Origin of the sequence: Massilia solisilvae (assembly GCF_024753215.1) — a bacterium.
GTDB classification, from domain to species: Bacteria; Pseudomonadota; Gammaproteobacteria; order Burkholderiales; family Burkholderiaceae_D; genus Telluria; species Telluria solisilvae.
Genome location: NZ_JANUGV010000005.1, coordinates 314,641 through 329,959 on the forward strand (window position 1 = coordinate 314,641; position 15,319 = coordinate 329,959).

Here is a 15,319-nt window from a genome sequence, read left to right on the forward strand (position 1 = left end):
CTTACCTTTGATACGACAGGGGTTTGCATTCTATCAGCTAACTCGGCGGCACCATTCGCCGCGCCAGTCAGGCGTGCGCCGGTACCAACCGTTGGTTCACTGCCTGCCTTGGCCGTTGGCTGAACGGCCTCGGCCTTCTCGTTCGTACTGCGCGGCGCCTTGGCTGCCGCTTTTGCCGGCGCCTTGGCACTGGTTGCCTTGGTGGCGGCCGCTGCCTTTGCCGGCGCCTTGGCCGTTGCGCTGGCCTTGGCCGGCGCCTTTGTTGCTGCCGCGCTGGCCTTGGCTGGCACTGCTTTTGGCGCTGCCGCCTTTGCTGCTGCCTTTGGCGTTGCCGCCTTCGCGGGTGCCTTCGATGCTGCCGTCTTTGCCGGCGCCTTGGTGCTGGCCCCCGCCTTGGGCGCCGCCTTTGCCGCCGTCGCCTTGGCCGGTGCCTTGCCTGCCGCCGGCCTGGCCGGCGTGGCCTTCGCCGTTTTAGCGGGGGCTGCCTTCACCGCGGCTGCCTTTGGGGCTGCCTTGCCTGCCGCCGTCGCCTTGAGCGCGCCCGCCTTCTTGACCGGGGCCGCCGTCGTCCTGGCCGACGCGGCCTTTGCGGTGGGGCGCGACGCCGCCTTGGCCTTGGCCGTGCCAGTGGACGCAGCCTTGGCGGAAGTCAGGGCCGGCTTGCGTGCTGGCGTTGCCGCAGCGCTGGCCTTTTTTGCGGTCTTGCTTACGGTTTCCTTCATATTGGCATCCCGATGTCTTATCCTCGCCCCGCCGGCGAGTCGGCATTTCAGTCGTCAAACAAAGGCGATGCGCTGTCTCTCGCGGCCGGTGGCTGCCGGCCGTGGCGCACCGCAAAACCGGGATAGTTTATACCAAACATTGTTCCAAACCGTGGATAAATACGTCCTTCGGTAAATTTTTGCCAATGAAGACCATTTTGCTGCCACGCGCCTCGTCATCCGCCCACTTTGCACCGAGGTCGCTGCCCATCATTTGATGCACGCCTTGGAACACCACCTTGCGCTCGGCGCCTTGCATGTATAAGACACCTTTGTAGCGCAGCATGCGCGGGCCGAACACCTGCACCAGCCCGCCCAGGAATTCGTCCAGGCGCTGCGGGTCGAACGGCCGCTCGCTCTTGAACACGAAGGCGGCGATGTCGTCGCTGTGGTGGGCATGGTGGTGGTCGTGGTGGCAGGCCTCGCCGTGGGCGTGGTCGTGGCCGCACGCGTGGCCGTGTTCGTGCTCGTGCTCATGCTCATGCTCCTCTTCTTCGAGGAAGGCCGGGTCGAGCTCGAGCTTGTCGTTCAGGTTGAAGCCGCGCAGGTCGAGCACCTCCGAGATCGGGGCCCGGCCGAAGTCCGAGGTCGAGATCGGGGCGCGCGGGTTGATGCGCTTTAGCCGCGCCTTCAGCTCGGCCAGGGCGGTGGCGTCCACCAGGTCGGTTTTGGACAGCAGGATCTTGTCGGCGAAACCGACCTGGCGCTGGGCTTCCTCGTGCTCGTCCAGCTGCTGCATGGCGTGGCGCGCGTCCACCACCGTCACCACCGCGTCCAGCAGGTAGGTCGAGCCGACCGCCTCGTCCACGAAGAAGGTCTGGGCCACCGGGCCGGGGTTGGCCAGGCCGGTGGTTTCGATCACCACGTGGTCGAAGTGCAGCTCGCCGGCCGCGCGCTTGTCGGCCAGATTCGACAGCGCCACGATCAGGTCGCCGCGCACGGTGCAGCAGATGCAGCCGTTGTTCATCTCGACGATCTGCTCGCCGCTGTCCTGCACCAGGATCTCGTTGTCGATGTTTTCCTGGCCAAACTCGTTCTCGATGACGGCGATACGCAAGCCGTGCTCCTCGCGCAGGATGCGGTTGAGCAGGGTGGTTTTGCCGGCGCCGAGAAAGCCGGTCAGGATGGTGGTCGGGATCAGTTCCATGTTTCGCTAACGAGTCGTTGGCCGCCGTTGACGGCTTGGATAATCGGGGGATTATGCCCCAATTTGCCGTGGCCCACCATGAAGCGTGCCCGAAATTGATGCAGGTCAAGCGATCGCGTCGCTACTTGGCCTTGGCGCGCGGATGGGCCCGGTCATAGACGGCCGCCAGGTGCTGGAAATCGAGCGAGGTGTAGACCTGGGTGGAGGTGATGCTGGCGTGCCCGAGCAGCTCCTGCACCGCGCGCAGGTCGCCCGAGGACTGCAGCAGGTGCGAGGCGAACGAGTGGCGCAGCACGTGCGGGTGCACGTGGACCGGCATGCCGGCGCGCAGCGCATGCTGCTTCAGGCGCTGCTGCACCACGCGCGGCGAGATGCGGGTGGCGCGCGCCGACAGGAACAGGGCGGCGCTGCCGTCGCGCGCGGCCGGGCGCACCGCCAGCCAGGCCGCAAGCGCCTCCAGCGCCGGCGCGCCCACCGGGACCCGGCGCTGCTTGTTGCCCTTGCCGGTGACGACCACCTCCTGCGCGGCCCGGTCGAGCCACCCGCGCGAGGCCGGGCGGCCCGGGCCGGCCGGGGTGAAGTCCAGGTCCAGCCCGACCAGCTCGGAGACCCGCAGGCCGCTCGAATAGAGCAGCTCGAACATGGCCCGGTTGCACAGCTCGAAGGGTTCGGGGTGGGGACTGGCGCCGGCTTCCACCAGCCGCACCGCGTCGTCCACCGCCAGCGCCTTGGGCAGCGTCCTGGCGCGGCGCGGCGCGCGCACGCCCTGCACGGGGTTGGACGGCAGTCCGGCGCGCGGGGCCAGCCAGTTGAAAAAGCCGCGCCAGCCGGACAGCTTGCGCGCGATCGAGCGCGGGTCCTGGCCCGCGGCGTGCAGTTTGGCGGCGAAGCGCCGGATGTCGAAGTGGGTCAGGCGCGCCCAGTCGGCGTGGCCGGCCAGTTCGGCCAGCTCGGCCAGGTCGCGGCGGTAGGCCGCCACCGTGTGCGCGGACAGCTGGCGCTGCGTGGCCAGCTCGGCCAGGTAGTGCGCAACCGGGTCCGGCTGGCCCGCGGGCCCGTCCATGTCAGCCCTGCAGCTTGGCCAGCGCGGCGCTGGCGGTTTCAAGGATGTGGACCAGGAAGTCGGTGCCCATCTGGCTGGTGAAGCGCGCCGGGTCCGGCGAGCCCAGGATCAACAGGCCGAAGGTGGCCTCGCCCGCGCGCAGCGGCAGCATCACCACCGATTGCACTTGCTCGGCCGCGTCGAGCCAGCGCACGGCCTCGAAGTCCTTGTTCGGGCCGCAGTAGGGCGCGCGCAGGCTGGCGGCGAAGATGCGGGCGTCGTCCGACACGCCGGACGCGAACCAGCACTCGGCGTGCTGGGGCGCCAGGTTCCACAGGCGCAGCGTGGCGTAGGGAACGCCGAATTCCTTGACCAGGCCGTCGAGCAGGTCGCGCGGCATCGCTTCGCCGCCGGGCGATTTGAGCAGGGCCTGGTTCCAGGCGTGGAAGCGGTTGGCGATCGCCGCGTTCTCCTGCGCGATGCGCACCAGCTCGGCCATGCGCAGCTCGAGCGTGCGGTACTTGTCGCGCATGACTTCCATCTGGCGTTCCTGCAGCGACACGGCCTTGCCGGTCACATGGCTGGCAAGCTTCACCTCGCCCAGCAGGCCAGCGTACTCGTCAAAAAAATGCGGGTGGTCGGCCAGGTATTGGGCGACGGCGGCGGAGTCCAGGGGTGCGGTCATGGGGTGAGCGTACAAAAAAATTATTGTGCGCAATTCTACCTGCTGGCCGCGGGTGGCGGGGCAAAAATACGGTGCCCAGGGCCACCCGTGCGGACGCCGCCGTGCGCCGCGCTCAGAACCGGTGCCGCACGCCCACCTGCAGCGCCGCGCCGTCCTCGCCCGGGCTGGGGGTAAAGCCGCCGGGCGCGCCCGCGGTGCCGGGCGAGAACTGGCCGAAGTTGCTGTTGCGGATGAACGCGCCCACCACGTAGAAGTCGGTGCGCTTGGACACGAAGTAGGTGTAGCCGAGCGCAAATTGGGTGACGTCGCTGTCGGCCGGGGTGCGGTCGTTCTGGTGCGCGACCGAGGCGGTGATCCGGCCCGGCCCGTAGCGATACTGCATCCCGACCTGGAAGCCGAGCGCGTTCTGCTCGGTATTGCGGAAGATGTTGGTGATGAAGGCATTCCGCAAGGCGCCAGCGGTCGGCGCGCCGAGCGGGGCCAGCAGCGGCGCGATCTGCGCGTCCCAGCCGGTGATGTAGTCGCGCATCAGCGGCGTGTTGGTGTTGCGCTCGTAGTGCACGCCAGCGAAGAACTTGTAGTCGCCCCAGGTGTACGAGCCGCCGAAGGTGGTGGTGCGCAGGCTGGGCGCATCCTGCTGGTCGTAGCCGTGGTTGTGGCCCAGCCCGAGGTCCCAGCCGTGGTTCTTGTAGGTGATGTTCACGCCGAAGAACTTGTTGTAGCGCTCCAGGTAGCCCGAGCCCTTGCTGCCCACCATCAGCACCCCGCCAAAGCCGCTTGGGTGCACGATCCGGTACTCGACCGAGCGCGAGGAGCGGATGTCCGACGGGATGGCGGTGTAGCCGGCGGTGCCGTACAGAATGTGGCCCCAGGTGCCGGCGGTGCCGGTCTCGAACGCGTCGGTGATGGCGAACACCTCGTAGCCCGGCGTGTACAGGCGCCCGCCGAGGATCGCGCCGAACGGCGTGATCATGCCGATCATTGAGGTGCGGTCGAACAGCGCCTTCTGGAAGTTGACCGCGGGCCCGCCGGGCGGCTGGGTGGCGGTGCGCACCGCCTGCAGCACCGCCGGCGGGAACGCCTCCATGCCGCGCGTCAGGTACAGGCCCTGGTTCTCGTTGGTCAGGGTCGGCCACTGGTTGCCGGTGTCCAGCTCGACCCGGGCCTCGAGGTTGAACACGGCCTTGTAGCCGCGCCCCAGTTCCTCGCTGCCCTTGAAACCGAGGCGCGAGCCGTCCTCGCCGCCGCTGATGACCTTGGTCGGCCCGCCGCGCTGCCACATGATGCCGGCATCGGCAATGCCGTAGATCTGGATGTTGTCCTGGGCCAGGGCCGGGCCGCAGCAACATGCGGCGAGCGGGACGGCCAGAAGAGTCTTGTTCATTGCATCCCCCAATCAGTTGTCCATGAAACTGCTTGCCGCCGCCCGGCCAATCCTTCGGGCAACCTGTCCAGCCAACTGCAGCACACCGAACGAGCCGGTTGCGCAAATCACACAGGGCCCAGAAGTGGCAAGGGCGGGCACGGTTTCCCGTGCCCGCCCTTGCGGTGGTGTTGCTTGCCGGGGGTAAGGCTAGCCAGCGGCTAGCCGAACGGCCCCTGTCGTCAACTTAGAACGAGTGGTTCACGCCCACGTCGTAGTGGTTGACGGTCGACGGATTGGCCAGCAGGCCGGCTGCCGTCGTGATGTCCTTCTTGCGCGAAGCGTCCACGTACAGGTAGGTACGCTTGGACAGGCTGTACTCGTAGCCCAGCGAGAACTGCTTGGTCTTGGCAGCGCCGTCCGGATGCTTCTGGCCGTAGCCGGCCAGGACTTTGCCCGGGCCCATGGCGTAGGTTGCGCCCAGCACCCATGCCTTGGTGCGCGGGTTGAACGCAGCGGTGTGGCCGCGGTCCTGACGGGTGTAGGTTGCCATCAGCTTCAGGTCTTGCACCGGAGCGATGATGCCGCCCAGGGTCCAGACCTTGGTCTCGATCGCGTTGCGCTCATAGCCGAACATGGCCGATGCCGGGCCGTTGTTGTAGGTGGCCGACAGCGAGAACGGGTTGGCCGAAGCTTCGGCGCCAACCGGGTATTGCGGTGCAGCGGCGGTGCCGTTGCCGACGATTGCGGTGGCCAGGCCGGTGTTTTCCTTGGTGGCGACAGCGGCGTTCACCTGGAAGCCGCCCCACAGGTTGGCCGGCGAGTTGTACCAGAAGGCGTTCGACCAGCGGTTGTTGCCCGAACCAGCCGGATCCAGCGGAGCCGAGTTGTAGCCAGCCACGGTCAGGTCGGTGTAGAAGCCGGCCGGGGTCGGCAGCGAGTGCCACGGCTCGTAGGCGCCGACGGTTTCCTGGTACGGGGTCAGGCCACGGCCGATGCGGACCATACCGAAGTCGCCCTGCAGGCCGACGCGGCTTTGGCCCTGGAACAGCGGACGGTTGGCGACTTCAACGGTGCCGGTGTCCGGCTCGTAGCGGATTTCCAGCTGGAACAGTGCCTTCAGGCCGTTGCCCAGCTCTTCGGTGCCTTTGAAGCCCAGCGTGTTGGCGGCGCGCTTGCCGATGTTCAGGGTCTGGCCGCTGCGCTTGATGAAGCCCGCATCGACGGTACCGTAGATCTGCACTGCGGTTTGCGCGTGTGCCACGCCGGCGAACGCGCCAAACAGCGCCACTGCCATCAGTGATTTTTTCATTTATTCGGATCCTTTTTCTAAAGTGAAACGCAAAAACTTGGGGGGCGTTGAGACATGGGGTTGCTGAACGCTCGGGTGTCTGAACCTTAAATGCTTAACGCGTCAAGATTGTTGGATTAGTCAATTATGAGCCTTGCACTTGGTGGAAAGCCAATAAATCCAATTGTGCTGTTGTATTTTCGAAACGCATCACTATGGTGCAAACAGGGCTGCTGTGCTTGGTTTTGGCGCGCGCAGGCCCGTGGCGCCGGCCTGTGCGCACCGCTTTGGGGTTTGTGCGAAATCAAGCGCGGTCGGGTTCGAATCGAATCGCGCGCAGGGCTGGCTTAGACTTTGGCCCAACAAAAAAGCGCTCGCACCGGCTTTCCTCTATTTATATATTGGTAACTTTGCCGGGGGCGCGGGTCCCACTGACAAAATCGAGTCGAACCGATGGCAAATCGTGAAGAACTGGCGATCATCCGCAGCGCGCGGGCCGGGCATGCGTCGGCGCAGCTGGAGCTGGGCAAGCTGTACCTGTTCGGCAGCGCCGGCCTGCCCAAGAGCCTGCCCACCGCCCTGCACTGGCTGGACCGCGCCGCGCAGCAGGACTGCGCCGAGGCCTGGCAGCTGATCGGAACCCACATCCCGCTCGAGCTGGCGCAGCAGAGTGCGCGCCCGGTGGCGGCCTGGTACGAGCGCGCCTGGGAAGATGGCAACCTGCGCGCCGCGCTGGTCTATGCCCAGCTGGTGCTGGGGCAGGGCAACGCCCCGCGCACCGGCCTGCGCGACAAGGCCGTGCGCGCGCTGGAACAAGCCGCCCAGGGCGGTTTTGCCGAAGCGCAATGGCTGCTGGCGCGCCAGCACGGCGGGGCCGAGGCCGCCGTGGCGGCCGACCCGGCGCCGGCCCCCGCGCCCGTCAGCGAGGCGCCGCCCGCGCAACGCTGGCTGCGGCGCGCGGCCGAAAGCGGGGTGGCCGAGGCGCGCTTTGCGCTGCTGGAGCAGGACTGGGAGCAGGGCCAGCAGGGGGCCTACCTCGAGCGGGCGCTGCCGCTGGCGCGCGCGCTGGTGCAGGCGGCCGAGGCGCGCGGCCGCGCCGGCCCGCGCCTGGCGCCCGACGAGGTCCGGCTGCTGTCGCGCTGCGCCCGGCTGGCCGCCTCCGGCACCGGGGCGCACGCTCTTGCGCCTGCCGAACTGCAACGATTCTGGGAACTGGCCGCGGCCGAGCACGACCGGCACGCCCAGCTGGCCATGGGCCTGTGGTACGCGCGCATGCAGGTGGACGGCAAGCGGGTTGGCGCGGGCGCCGGCTCGGCCAACTTCAAGAAGGCGATCCGCTGGCTGACCCTGGCCGGGGAGCAGGGCCTGGCCGAGGCCTGGTACGCGCTGTCGCGCATTTACGTCAAACCCGAGTTCTCTCAGCGCAACGTTGCTGACGCGCAAAAATACCTGGAGCGGGCCGCCGAGATGGGGTACCGGGCGGCGCAGCTCGAGTGCGGCCTGTCGGCCTGGCGCGCGCGCCGCGAAAACGAAAACAACGACGTGCGCGCCGTGTATTGGCTGCAAAAGGCGGCGGCCCAGGGCTGTGCCGAGGCGGACGCCGCGTTGCGCAAGATCGCGCCGCGGCCCGACCTGCCGGCCTACACCGAAACCGGCCAGCTGGCCGCGGCCGCGCCCGGCCTTGCGGCAAGCCATCCACTGCTGGCGGCCCGGCTGGAACTGGCGGCACTGTTTCGCCTGAGCCGTGCCGAGACCTTGCTGCTGGACGTGAAGGCGGCCGACCGCGGGCACTGCCTGGTGGTGGATATTCGCGCCAGTTACGGACGCAGCAAGCGCCGGCTGGTGGCGATCGAAACGGCGCACGAACGGCAGGCGCTGGACCGCATCGTGCGCGTGTTCGACAACATCGACTGTGGCCCGACCGGGCCGGAAGGGAACTACCGGCAGCGGCTGTACCGGCTGCGCACCCTGCTCGGTGCGCCGGCGGCCGAGGGCGAGGGGCTGGACTATGGCATCGCCGCCTGAGCGTGGCAGCGGGGCAAACCCGGCGCCCGGCGTTCTTCCTCCCGCCGGGGCCTGGCCCGCCGGCGCCCGGTCAGATCTCGATTTCGCCTTCGAAGACCGTCACCGCCGGGCCGCTCAGGTACACCGGCTGCCCGTCGCCGGCCCAGGCGATCGACAGCTCGCCGCCGCGTGCCGATACCCGCACCGGCGAGTCGAGCAGGCCGCGCCGGATGCCGGCCACCGCCGCCGCGCAGGCGCCCGTGCCGCAGGCCAGCGTTTCGCCGGCGCCGCGCTCGAACACGCGCAGGCGGATATGGTGGCGGTCCACCACCTGCATGTAGCCGGCGTTCACGCGCTTGGGAAAGCGCGGGTGGTGCTCGATCAGTGGGCCGGTCTCGGCCACCGGCGCGCTGTCCACGTCGTCCACCACCTGCACCGCATGCGGATTGCCCATCGAGACCACCGACACCAGCACTTCTTGCTCCGCGCCGCCCACCGTCAGCGCCAGCGGCCACAGGGTATCGACGCCTTGGGGCCGGCCCACCAGGCCCGCGCTGTCGAACGGCACCCCGGCCGGGTCCAGGCGCGGCGCACCCATGTCCACCGTCACCTTGCCGTCCTCTTCCAGGCGTGGCGCGATGATCCCTGACATGGTCTCGACGCGAATGCTGCGCTCGCGCGTGAGCCCCTTGTCCACCACAAAGCGCACGAAGGCGCGCGAGCCGTTGCCGCACTGTTCCACTTCGCCGCCGTCGTTGTTGAAGATGCGGTAGCGGAAATCGACACCCGGGCTGCTGGCGCGTTCGACCACCAGGATCTGGTCCGCGCCCACGCCGAAGCGGCGGTCGGCCAGCCGGCGCCACTCTTCCGGGCCAAAGTCGATGTGCTGGTTGATCGCGTCGATCACGACGAAATCGTTGCCGGCGCCGTGCATTTTGGTGAACTTGAGTTTCATGTTGTCAGAGATCGTAGAGCGAAGGCTCGCCCGGCGGGCGCGTCTTGTAGCGTTTGTGGGTCCAGAAATATTCCGACGGCGCCTCGCGCACGCGTTCCTCGATGAAAGCGTTCATGCGGCGGGTCGCCTCCAGAATGTCCTCGCCCGGGTAATTTTCCCACTTCGGATAGAACACCACGCGCCAGCCCTGGTAATTGGGCAGGAAGGTGGCCACCACCGGGATCACCTTGGCGCCCGTGGTCGCGGCCAAGCGTGGCAGCGCGGTCAGGGTCGCGGCCGGCACGCCGAAGAAGGGCACGAAGGCGGCGTCCTTTTCGCCGAAGTCCATGTCCGGCAGCATGAAGTAGGGCAGCCCGTCGCGCAGCGCGCGCAGGATCGGCTTGATGCCCTCGTTGCGCGTGATCAGGCGTACCGGGCCCCAGCGCTCGCGCCCGCGGCGCAGCAGCGCGTCGAAGGTCTTGTTCTTCTGCGGCACGTAAATGGTCGAGACCGGGATCACGCGCGAGGCCACGCCGGCCACGTCCAGGCACACGAAGTGCGGGCACAGCAGGATGGTGGGGCCGCTTTCCATCTCGGCCTGCGGCACCGCCGGCTCGATATGGATCAGGCGGCGCAGGCGTTCGGCCGGCGCCCACCACAGCAGCGAGCGCTCGAAGATGCTGCGCGCGTAGTTCTGGAAGTGCTTGTGCGCGATCGCGCGGCGCTCCTGTTCCGACAGCTCCGGCATCGCCAGCCGCAAATTGGTCAGCGTGATCTTGCGGCGCTTGGGAATCATGACGTACATCAGGCTGCCCACGGCCTCGCCGAAGCGCCCCAGGATGGGCAACGGCAGGAAGTGCAGCAGCCACATAAAGAGAATCAGCAGCCTCATGCGACCGCCTCGGATTCCGGCGCGGCCACGCCCTGCGGCTGCTTGTAGCGGTTGTAGCTCCAGAAATACTGGGCCGGACAGCGCGCGATCAGCCGCTCCATCGCCTGGTTGATCGCGGCGGCCTGCTGCGCCGGCGTGCCGGACAGGTCGCCCTCGAACGGGAAGAAGCGGATCACGTAGCCCTGGCCGTGCGGCAGGCGCTCGGCGTAGGTGAGCAGGATGTCGGCCTTGCCCAACTGTGCGAGCTTGGCCGGCAGCGTCATGGTGTAAGCGGGACGGCCGAAGAACGGCGCCCACACGCCTTCGCCTTCCTGCGGCACCTGGTCCGGCAGGATGCCGACCGGCTCGCCGCTCCTCAGGCACTTGACCAGCATGCGCACGCCGGACAGATTGGCCGGCGCCAGGTGCAGGTTCTGGCGCGCGCGCGCGCCCTCGACCAGCGGCTTCAAGGCCGCCTTGCGCGGCGGGCGGTACATTACGGTGAGCGAAATGTCGCGCGCCACGCGCTGCGCGGTGAGCTCGAAGCAGCCCAGGTGCGGGGTCAGGAATACGATGCCGCGCCCGGCGTCCAGGGTCTTGCGCACGATGTCGTAGTTTTCTACCGTGATGTGGCGCGCCACCCGCTCCGGATCGGCGCACCAGGCAAACGCCAGTTCGGTGATCGCCTTGCCGGATTCGGCCACGGCCGCATGCAGGTGCTCGCCGTAGCCGGCCTGTTCAAGATTGCCCCGCAGGCGCCGCCGATGCGTGGGAGAAACGAGATACACCAGCCAGCCCAGCGCCGACCCGAGGGTGTGTAGCACAGGCAGTGGCAAGTAAGAAATGACGCGGAATAAGAAAACAAGCATTCGATTGATCGAGGTACAAGCGCGAGCAGGCCACCTCAACAAAATCACAAAAGAGCGTAAAATACCACTTCCAGCAGGATCCGCGGAGTTAATGACAACTTGCGAAGCGGAATATAAATCTCGCTAAAGCGTCGCAGGCACCTGTTGCTGCGGCATGTTTTTATTGAACAGTAACTGGAGCCTCAATGTCCAACGAATTCCTCTTCACTTCCGAATCGGTCTCGGAAGGCCATCCCGACAAGGTCGCGGACCAGATTTCCGACGCCATCCTCGACGCCATCCTCGAGCAGGACCCGCGCGCCCGCGTGGCGGCCGAAACGCTGTGCAACACCGGCCTGGTGGTGCTGGCGGGCGAAATCACCACCCACGCCAACGTCGATTATATTCACGTCGCGCGCAACACCATCAAGCGCATCGGCTACGACAACACCGAGTTCGGCATCGACTACAAGGGCTGCGCCGTCATGGTCTGCTATGACAAGCAGTCGCCCGACATCGCCCAGGGCGTGGATGAAGGCGCGGGCCTGGACCTGGACCAGGGCGCCGGCGACCAGGGCCTGATGTTCGGCTACGCCTGCGACGAGACGGCCGAGCTGATGCCGGCCGCGATCCACTACGCGCACCGCCTGGTCGAGCGCCAGTCGCAGCTGCGCAAGGACGGCCGCCTGCCGTGGCTGCGCCCGGACGCCAAGTCGCAAGTCACGCTGCGCTACGTGGACGGCCGCCCGGTCGCGGTGGACACCGTGGTGCTCTCGACCCAGCACGCGCCGGACGTGACCCATTCGCAGATCGAAGAAGCGGTGATCGAAGAGATCATCAAGCCGGTGCTGCCGCGCGAGTGGCTGAACGGCACCCGCTACCTGGTCAACCCGACCGGCCGCTTCGTCATCGGCGGCCCGCAGGGCGACTGCGGCCTGACCGGCCGCAAGATCATCGTTGACACCTACGGCGGCGCCGCGCCGCACGGCGGTGGCGCGTTCTCGGGCAAGGACCCGTCCAAGGTGGACCGCTCGGCCGCCTACGCGGCGCGTTACGTGGCCAAGAACATCGTGGCGGCGGGCCTGGCGCGCCAGTGCCAGGTGCAGGTGAGCTACGCGATCGGCGTGGCCAAGCCGATCAACATCACCGTGTACACCGAAGGCACCGGCGTCATTTCGGACGAAAAGATCGCCCAGCTGGTGATGGAGCACTTCGACCTGCGCCCGAAGGGCATCGTGCAGATGCTCGACCTGCTGCGCCCGATCTACACCAAGTCGGCCGCCTACGGCCACTTTGGCCGCGAAGAGCCCGAGTTCACCTGGGAGCGCACCGACAAGGCCGCGCTGCTGCGTGCCGAGGCTGGCCTCTCGTAAGCCATTCGCTCCAACCCGTCGTCCCCGCGCAGGCGGGGACCCATAGACCGCTTGCCCTTGTAGCAGAACGCGCAGGCCAAATAAGCTCAGCATGGGTCCCCGCCTTCGCGGGGACGACGTAGTTTGGTAGCCCGACCCGCCACGTCGTGCTAAACTAACCCATTCCGAGGAGCGTTGCGACGAAGTTCCCCACTTCGCCAGGCTCGGATAATCACCAACCGCGCTCACGTTACTTTTTTCTAATTGAAAGGAGGGCGTGATGAGCGCCGTACTGAAAGACATCAAAGACTTCCTCGTTGCCGACATCTCCCTGGCCAGCTGGGGCGAGAAGGAAATCCGCATCGCCGAAACCGAAATGCCGGGCCTGATGGCGATCCGCGAGGAATATGCCGCCAGCCAGCCGCTCAAGGGCGCGCGCATTGCCGGTTCCCTGCACATGACGATCCAGACCGCGGTCCTGATCCGCACGCTGGAAGCGCTCGGCGCGCAGGTGCGCTGGGCTTCGTGCAACATCTACTCCACCCAGGACCACGCCGCCGCCGCGATCGCCGCCGCCGGCACCCCGGTGTTCGCCGTCAAGGGCGAAACCCTGGACGAATACTGGGAATACACCCACCGCATCTTCGAGTGGCCCGGCGACGAGCACGCCAACATGATCCTGGACGACGGCGGCGACGCCACCTTGTTGCTGCACCTGGGCGTGCGCGCCGAGAAGGACATCGCCGTGCTGGACAACCCGGGCTCGGAAGAAGAGATCTGCCTGTTCAACGCGATCAAGGGGCGTCTGGCGCGCGATCCGCAGTGGTACTCCAAGCGCCTGCCGTGCATCAAGGGCGTCACCGAGGAAACCACCACCGGCGTGCACCGCCTGTACCAGATGCACAAGGACGGCAAGCTGGCCTTTCCGGCGATCAACGTCAACGACTCGGTCACCAAGTCCAAGTTCGACAACCTGTACGGCTGCCGCGAGTCGCTGGTGGACGGCATCAAGCGCGCCACCGACGTCATGGTTGCCGGCAAGGTCGCCGTAATCTGCGGTTACGGCGACGTGGGCAAGGGCTCGGCCCAGGCCATGCGCGCGCTGTCGGCGCAAGTGTGGGTCACCGAGATCGACCCGATCTGCGCGCTGCAGGCCGCCATGGAAGGCTATCGCGTGGTGACGATGGACTACGCGGCCGAACATGGCGACATCTTCGTCACCTGCACCGGCAACTACCATGTGATCACCGAGCAGCACATGCTGCGCATGAAGGACCAGGCGATCGTCTGCAACATCGGCCACTTCGACAACGAGATCGAAGTCGCGGCGCTGCGCAAGTACCAGTGGGAGAACATCAAGCCGCAGGTGGACCACGTGATCTTCCCGAGCGGCCGCCGCATCATCCTGCTGGCCGAAGGCCGCCTGGTGAACCTGGGCTGCGCAACCGGCCACCCGTCCTACGTGATGAGCTCGTCGTTCGCGAACCAGACCATCGCCCAGATCGAGCTGTTCACCAACACCGCCGAGTACCCGGTGGGCGTCTACACCCTGCCCAAGAAGCTGGATGAGAAGGTCGCCCGCCTGCAACTGAAGAAGCTCAACGCCCAGCTGACCGAGCTGACCGAAGAGCAAGCCGCGTACATCAACGTGAGCCAGGAAGGCCCGTACAAGCCGGACCACTACCGCTACTGATCAGCGAGAAAGGCACGGCAGGCGCCGTGCCTTTTTTTTCGACTTAGAATACGAACAACTGCACTCACGAAAGATTCTCCATGCGCCTGCTCGTCACCTGGTTGATCAACGCCGCCGCCTTGCTGGCGCTGCCCTACCTGATGCACTCCGTCACCGTGAGCGACTTCGCTACCGCGCTGCTCGCCGCGCTGTTCCTGGGGCTGGTCAATACCCTGATCCGTCCCGTGCTCGTGTTGCTGACCCTGCCCGTCACCCTGGTGTCGATGGGCCTGTTCATCCTGGTGATCAACGCTTTCCTGTTCTGGCTGGTGGCGCAGGCGGTGGAAGGCTTCAATGTGGCCAGCTTCGGCTCGGCCTTCATCGCGGCCATCCTCTACAGCATCATCTCGTGGGCGCTTTCTACTCTCATCCTCAAGAATGATTGAAACGCCAAATTTCAGCATCGAGTTCTTCCCGCCCAAGACCCCCGAGGGCGTGGAAAAACTGCGCGTCGTCCGGCAAAAGCTGGGCGAACTCCAACCGAAGTATTTTTCCGTCACCTTCGGCGCGGGCGGCAGCACCCAGCAGGGCACGCTCGACACCGTGCTCGAGATCATGGGCGCAGGCCACCAGGCCGCGCCGCACCTGTCCTGCGTGGGCGGCACGCGCGCGTCGATCCGCGCCATCCTGGCCAACTACAAGGCGCACGGCATCAAGCGCCTGGTGGCGTTGCGCGGCGACTTGCCCAGCGGCTACGGTGGCGCGGGCGAACTGCGTTACGCCAATGAGCTGGTCGAGTTCATTCGGGCCGAAACCGGCGACTGGTTCCACATCGAGGTGGCGGCCTATCCCGAAATGCACCCGCAAGCCAAGTCGCCGCAGGACGACCTGCAGAACTTTGCCCGCAAGGTGAAGGCGGGGGCGAATGCGGCGATCACGCAGTATTTCTACAACGCCGACGCCTATTTCCACTTCGTCGACAACGCCCGCAAGCTGGGCGTGGACGTGCCGATCGTGCCAGGCGTCATGCCAATTACGAACCACATGCAGCTGGCGCGCTTTTCGGACATGTGCGGGGCCGAGATCCCGCGCTGGGTGCGGCTCAAGCTGGCCAGCTTTGGCGACGACAGCGCGTCGATCAAGGCGTTCGGGCTGGACGTGGTGACCGAGCTGTGCGAACGCCTGCTGGCCGGGGGCGCGCCGGGGCTGCACTTCTACAGCATGAACCAGGCGGCGCCGACCACGGCGATCTGGCAGCGCCTGACCGCAAAGTAAAACAACGTCGTCCCCGCGGAGGCGGGGACCCATAGACCGTTTGCAAGCCGGGCAGCGTTTGAAGGCCGCCTGGC

14 protein-coding genes and 1 riboswitch are annotated in these 15,319 nt (G+C 66.9%); of the genes, 6 read left to right on the forward strand and 8 right to left on the reverse strand.

Going from position 1 to position 15,319, the window contains the following annotated elements; genetic code table 11:
• Positions 1 to 159 precede the first annotated feature (159 nt).
• Positions 160 to 897 (forward strand): hypothetical protein, encoded by a 738-nt coding sequence (locus NX773_RS23570; protein WP_307728663.1) that lies wholly within the window; start codon positions 160 to 162, stop codon positions 895 to 897.
• Here the strand turns inward: NX773_RS23570 and NX773_RS18180 are convergent.
• The 5 genes from NX773_RS18180 to NX773_RS18200 form a co-directional block, all read right to left on the reverse strand.
• Positions 850 to 1,908 (reverse strand): CobW family GTP-binding protein, encoded by a 1,059-nt coding sequence (locus NX773_RS18180; RefSeq protein ID WP_258857708.1) that lies wholly within the window; start codon positions 1,906 to 1,908, stop codon positions 850 to 852. The two genes, NX773_RS23570 and NX773_RS18180, sit on opposite strands and share 48 nt — an antisense overlap.
• Positions 1,909 to 2,029: 121 nt before the next feature.
• Entirely contained in the window at positions 2,030 to 2,971 is a 942-nt protein-coding gene (xerC, locus tag NX773_RS18185; protein ID WP_258857709.1) for a tyrosine recombinase XerC, read from the reverse strand.
• A 1-nt stretch (position 2,972) separates the two neighbouring features.
• Positions 2,973 to 3,635, reverse strand: a complete 663-nt coding sequence (locus NX773_RS18190) for a DUF484 family protein (protein WP_258857710.1) — start codon at positions 3,633 to 3,635, stop codon at positions 2,973 to 2,975.
• A 112-nt stretch (positions 3,636 to 3,747) separates the two neighbouring features.
• Positions 3,748 to 5,019, reverse strand: coding sequence for a porin (locus tag NX773_RS18195; protein ID WP_258857711.1), 1,272 nt, complete (start codon positions 5,017 to 5,019; stop codon positions 3,748 to 3,750).
• 226 nt (positions 5,020 to 5,245) lie between these two features.
• Positions 5,246 to 6,310, reverse strand: a complete 1,065-nt coding sequence (locus NX773_RS18200; RefSeq protein ID WP_258857712.1) for a porin — start codon at positions 6,308 to 6,310, stop codon at positions 5,246 to 5,248.
• Between the two features lie 432 nt (positions 6,311 to 6,742).
• Between NX773_RS18200 and NX773_RS18205 the strand changes: the two genes are divergently transcribed.
• Positions 6,743 to 8,314 (forward strand): tetratricopeptide repeat protein, encoded by a 1,572-nt coding sequence (locus NX773_RS18205; RefSeq protein WP_258857713.1) that lies wholly within the window; start codon positions 6,743 to 6,745, stop codon positions 8,312 to 8,314.
• A 70-nt stretch (positions 8,315 to 8,384) separates the two neighbouring features.
• Here the strand turns inward: NX773_RS18205 and dapF are convergent, their stop codons facing one another.
• Genes dapF through NX773_RS18220 form a run of 3 tightly spaced genes read right to left on the reverse strand, consistent with a single transcriptional unit; the run spans position 8,385 to position 10,967 of the window.
• Positions 8,385 to 9,248 carry a diaminopimelate epimerase gene (dapF, locus tag NX773_RS18210; RefSeq protein WP_258857714.1) on the reverse strand — a complete coding sequence of 288 codons (864 nt, stop codon included), beginning with the start codon at positions 9,246 to 9,248 and terminating at the stop codon, positions 8,385 to 8,387.
• A 4-nt stretch (positions 9,249 to 9,252) separates the two neighbouring features.
• Positions 9,253 to 10,119, reverse strand: coding sequence for an LpxL/LpxP family acyltransferase (locus NX773_RS18215; RefSeq protein ID WP_258857715.1), 867 nt, complete (start codon positions 10,117 to 10,119; stop codon positions 9,253 to 9,255).
• The gene (locus NX773_RS18220) at positions 10,116 to 10,967 is read right to left on the reverse strand and encodes a lysophospholipid acyltransferase family protein (protein WP_258857716.1); all 852 of its coding nucleotides are present in this window, start codon (positions 10,965 to 10,967) and stop codon (positions 10,116 to 10,118) included. Before NX773_RS18220 ends, NX773_RS18215 begins: the two co-directional genes overlap by 4 nt.
• Positions 10,968 to 11,152: 185 nt before the next feature.
• On the opposite strand from NX773_RS18220, the gene metK reads away from it, so the two are divergent.
• The 4 genes from metK (at position 11,153) to metF (ending at position 15,245) form a co-directional block, all read left to right on the forward strand.
• On the forward strand, positions 11,153 to 12,319 hold the full coding sequence (gene metK / locus NX773_RS18225) for a methionine adenosyltransferase (protein ID WP_258857717.1): 1,167 nt from the start codon (positions 11,153 to 11,155) through the stop codon (positions 12,317 to 12,319).
• A 160-nt stretch (positions 12,320 to 12,479) separates the two neighbouring features.
• Positions 12,480 to 12,552, forward strand: a riboswitch (S-adenosyl-L-homocysteine riboswitch).
• Positions 12,553 to 12,578: 26 nt separating this feature from the next.
• Positions 12,579 to 13,991, forward strand: coding sequence for an adenosylhomocysteinase (ahcY, locus tag NX773_RS18230; protein ID WP_258857718.1), 1,413 nt, complete (start codon positions 12,579 to 12,581; stop codon positions 13,989 to 13,991).
• 80 nt (positions 13,992 to 14,071) lie between these two features.
• Positions 14,072 to 14,416, forward strand: coding sequence for a phage holin family protein (locus NX773_RS18235; RefSeq protein WP_258857719.1), 345 nt, complete (start codon positions 14,072 to 14,074; stop codon positions 14,414 to 14,416).
• Positions 14,412 to 15,245 (forward strand): methylenetetrahydrofolate reductase [NAD(P)H], encoded by an 834-nt coding sequence (metF, locus tag NX773_RS18240; protein WP_258857737.1) that lies wholly within the window; start codon positions 14,412 to 14,414, stop codon positions 15,243 to 15,245. Before NX773_RS18235 ends, metF begins: the two co-directional genes overlap by 5 nt.
• Positions 15,246 to 15,319 lie beyond the last annotated feature (74 nt).

Bases quoted from the DNA above. Each gene is read 5' to 3' on its own strand.
- NX773_RS18195 (WP_258857711.1), bottom strand. From the start codon at position 5,019: ATGAACAAGACTCTTCTGGCCGTCCCGCTCGCCGCATGTTGCTGCGGC.
- metK (WP_258857717.1), top strand. From the start codon at position 11,153: ATGTCCAACGAATTCCTCTTCACTTCCGAATCGGTCTCGGAAGGCCAT.
- NX773_RS18200 (WP_258857712.1), bottom strand. From the start codon at position 6,310: ATGAAAAAATCACTGATGGCAGTGGCGCTGTTTGGCGCGTTCGCCGGC.
- dapF (WP_258857714.1), bottom strand. From the start codon at position 9,248: ATGAAACTCAAGTTCACCAAAATGCACGGCGCCGGCAACGATTTCGTC.
- xerC (WP_258857709.1), bottom strand. From the start codon at position 2,971: ATGGACGGGCCCGCGGGCCAGCCGGACCCGGTTGCGCACTACCTGGCC.
- NX773_RS18190 (WP_258857710.1), bottom strand. From the start codon at position 3,635: ATGACCGCACCCCTGGACTCCGCCGCCGTCGCCCAATACCTGGCCGAC.
- NX773_RS18215 (WP_258857715.1), bottom strand. From the start codon at position 10,119: ATGAGGCTGCTGATTCTCTTTATGTGGCTGCTGCACTTCCTGCCGTTG.
- ahcY (WP_258857718.1), top strand. From the start codon at position 12,579: ATGAGCGCCGTACTGAAAGACATCAAAGACTTCCTCGTTGCCGACATC.
- NX773_RS18235 (WP_258857719.1), top strand. From the start codon at position 14,072: ATGCGCCTGCTCGTCACCTGGTTGATCAACGCCGCCGCCTTGCTGGCG.
- NX773_RS18220 (WP_258857716.1), bottom strand. From the start codon at position 10,967: ATGCTTGTTTTCTTATTCCGCGTCATTTCTTACTTGCCACTGCCTGTG.
- NX773_RS18205 (WP_258857713.1), top strand. From the start codon at position 6,743: ATGGCAAATCGTGAAGAACTGGCGATCATCCGCAGCGCGCGGGCCGGG.
- NX773_RS18180 (WP_258857708.1), bottom strand. From the start codon at position 1,908: ATGGAACTGATCCCGACCACCATCCTGACCGGCTTTCTCGGCGCCGGC.